Below are 2,864 nucleotides of genomic sequence, written 5' to 3' on the forward strand. Positions count from 1 at the left end.
CTCGTGCACGGCCCGTGCGCCGGAGTCCCCGGGTGGGGCGGGCGAGCTGCTGCTGGCGCTGATGCTGGTGCCCTTCGCGCTGGTGGGCGTGGGGCTCTGGGCGGCCTGGCGGGCGGGGCGAGATGCGCCAGGAGCAGAGCGGGCTTCGGCCCCCGTGGAACAGGAGCATCCGTGATGGCGGAGTCCCCGGCGTTATCCCCGTCGTCCCCCAGCGACGTCGCGCCGCCGGATGCGCAGGCGCCCCTGGCGGTGCCGCCCGCGCGTGGTGCCTGGAGCCTGGCGCCGCCGGAGAACGCGAGCGCGACGGGCGACCGCATCGACGCGCTGCTGGCCACGAGCCATGGCTTCGACATGGCGCTGGCGGCGGTGATGCTCGGGTGGATGTTGCTGGCGGTGGTGCGTTTTCGGGGTGCCCGGAAGGTGGCGCCGGACGGAGGCACGCGTCGCTCGCGGGCGTGGGTGCTGGGGCTGGCCCTGGGCGTGTTCGGCGTGGTGGACGGGACGCTGTTCCTGGGCTCCCAGGGCTACCTGAACGACGTGCTCTGGAACTTCCGCGTCCCCACGGAGGATCCGCGCACGGTGCGCATCCAGATCAACGCGCACCAGTGGTCGTGGGAGGCGCGGTACGCGGGCGCGGACGGGGCGTTCGGCACGAAGGACGACGTGGTGACGTGGAACGACCTGCGCGTGCCGGCGGACGTGCCCGTCTGGGTGCAGCTGGTCTCCACGGACGTGGTGCACGGGTTCTCGCTGCCCGCTTTCCGAGTGAAGCTGGACGCCATTCCGGGCCGCGTGAACCAGACGTGGTTCCAGGCCGCTCGCGAGGGCTCGTGGGAGGTGGCCTGCTACCAGCACTGCGGCACCAGCCACTACCGGATGCGCGGCATGCTGACGGCGCTGTCCCCGGAGGCGTACGCGGCGTGGCTGCGCGAGGCGAGCCTCAAGGCGGTGCAGGGCTACGACCCGGATGACACCGCGGCCCACTGGGGCTGGGTGTGGAGGACGCCATGAAGGCGGGGGCGCTGCTGAAGTCGCTCTGGACGACGGACCCCCAGCGCGTGGCGCGGCAGTACCTGTGGGGCGGGTTCCTGTTCCTGCTGGTGGGCGGCCTGCTGGCCATGCTCATCCGCTTCCAGTGGGCGTGGCCCGGGCAGCCGGTGCCGGGGCTCGCGTGGGTGCTGCCCGAGTCGAAGGGCGCGCTCACTCCGCCCACGTACACGGCCGTGTTCACGATGCACGGCCTGTTGATGATCTTCTTCGCGGTGACGCCGCTGCTCTTCGGCGCGCTGGGGCACTTCGTGCTGCCGCTGGCCATTGGCTCCAAGCAGATGGCGTTCCCCCGGCTGTCGCCGCTCGGCTTCTGGGCCTACGCGGTGGGCGGCGCGCTGATGCTGGTGTCGTTCGTGGTGCGGCTGGGGCCGGCGAGCGCGGGGTGGACGTCGTATCCGCCGCTGGCGACGCCCGCGTTCACGCCGGGGCTGGGGCAGACGCTGGTGACGGTGGCGGTGTTGTGCGTGGGCGTGTCCGCGTTCCTGTACGGGCTCAACTTCGTCGTCACGGTGGTGCGCTGCCGGGCGCCGGGGATGACGTGGGGCCGGATGCCGCTGGTGGTGTGGGGGCTGTTCTACGGCGCGGTGCTCAACGTGCTGTTCGTGCCGGTGCTGGCGGCGGCCACGGTGCTGCTGTTGTTGGACCGGGTGGCGGGCACGCAGTTCTTCATCGCGGGCGCGGCGGCGGTGGGCGGGGGCGGCGACCCGCTGGTGTACCAGCACCTGTTCTGGCTGTTCGGCCACCCGGAGGTCTACATCCTCATCCTGCCCGCGTGGGGCATGGTGGGGGACTTCGTGGCGTTCTTCAGCCGCAAGCCCGCGCACGGCTACCGGATGACGGCGGGGGCCATGGGCGTGGTGACGGCGCTGAGCGGCGCGGTGTACGCGCACCACCTGTTCACCAGCGGGATGGCGCCGGTGCTGGGGCGCACGTTCATGGTGTTGACGCTGCTCATCTCGCTGCCGGCGCAGGTGATGTTCCTCAACTGGCTGATGACGCTGTGGCGGGGCAGCGTGCGGCTCACGTCGCCGATGCTCGCGGCGCTGGCGACGATGATCGTCTTCGGCCTGGGCGGCATCACGGGGCTGGCGCTGGGCGCGGTAGCGACGGACGTGCCGCTGCACGGGACGATGTGGGTGGTGGGGCACTTCCACCTGACGATGGGCGCGGCCAGCTTCCTCGCGGTGTTCGCGGGGCTCTACTTCTGGTTCCCCCGCATGTACGGGCGCACGTTGGACGAGCGCATGGCCAAGGTGCACGTGCTCCTCAGCGCGGTGCTGTTCATCGCCGTCTTCGGTGGCCAGCTGGTGGCGGGCTACGCGGGGCAGCTGCGGCGGCTCTATGACCCGTACCAGTACACGTTCCTCGCGCACCTGCTCACGTTGAACCGGTGGACCAGTTGGGCCGCGTTCGCGTTGGGCGCGGTGCAGCTGGTGTTCGTGGTGAACCTGGTGCGGACGCTCAAGTGGGGCCGGGCCGCGGAGCCGAACCCGTGGCGGGTGGGCACGCTGGAGTGGATGGACGCAGGTCCTGGCGCCGTGGTGCTGCGCGGGCCGCATGCGCTGTCGCAACCGGAAGTGCAGGAGCAACTGGGTCGCGATTGGATTGGTCAGGCGGAGCCGCTGCCCTCGGGTGTACCCGTGGCGGAGCCGGTGGCGACGCCTGTGCCCGGGGTGGAGGGCGCCGTCTAAGCCAACCGGAGTAATTCCGTTCAGGGGTACGCTGCGTTGGTAATGAGCAGCGTGCGCCGGAAGAGGCCCCAGCAGGGCGTGCGGCTAACTGCCGGGCAGCGGCGCCTCCTGACAGGGCTGCTC

General features: G+C 71.5%; 2 protein-coding genes. Both read left to right on the forward strand.

Features of this window, described 5'->3' with window-relative positions:
• Window positions 1-174 precede the first annotated feature (174 nt).
• Window positions 175-1,011 (forward strand): cytochrome c oxidase subunit II, encoded by an 837-nt coding sequence (locus D7Y11_RS42165; RefSeq protein ID WP_126936480.1) that lies wholly within the window; start codon window positions 175-177, stop codon window positions 1,009-1,011.
• On the forward strand, window positions 1,008-2,741 hold the full coding sequence (locus D7Y11_RS42170; RefSeq protein WP_120577737.1) for a cbb3-type cytochrome c oxidase subunit I: 1,734 nt from the start codon (window positions 1,008-1,010) through the stop codon (window positions 2,739-2,741). Before D7Y11_RS42165 ends, D7Y11_RS42170 begins: the two co-directional genes overlap by 4 nt.
• The last annotated feature ends 123 nt before the right edge of the window (window positions 2,742-2,864 follow it).

The sequence above is a fragment of the Corallococcus sp. AB018 genome, from assembly GCF_003986945.1.
GTDB classification, from domain to species: Bacteria; Myxococcota; Myxococcia; order Myxococcales; family Myxococcaceae; genus Corallococcus; species Corallococcus exiguus.

What these genes read in the sequence shown, in the direction of transcription:
- D7Y11_RS42165 (WP_126936480.1), top strand. Translation starts at nt 175, where the DNA reads ATGGCGGAGTCCCCGGCGTTATCCCCGTCGTCCCCCAGCGACGTCGCG.
- D7Y11_RS42170 (WP_120577737.1), top strand. Translation starts at nt 1,008, where the DNA reads ATGAAGGCGGGGGCGCTGCTGAAGTCGCTCTGGACGACGGACCCCCAG.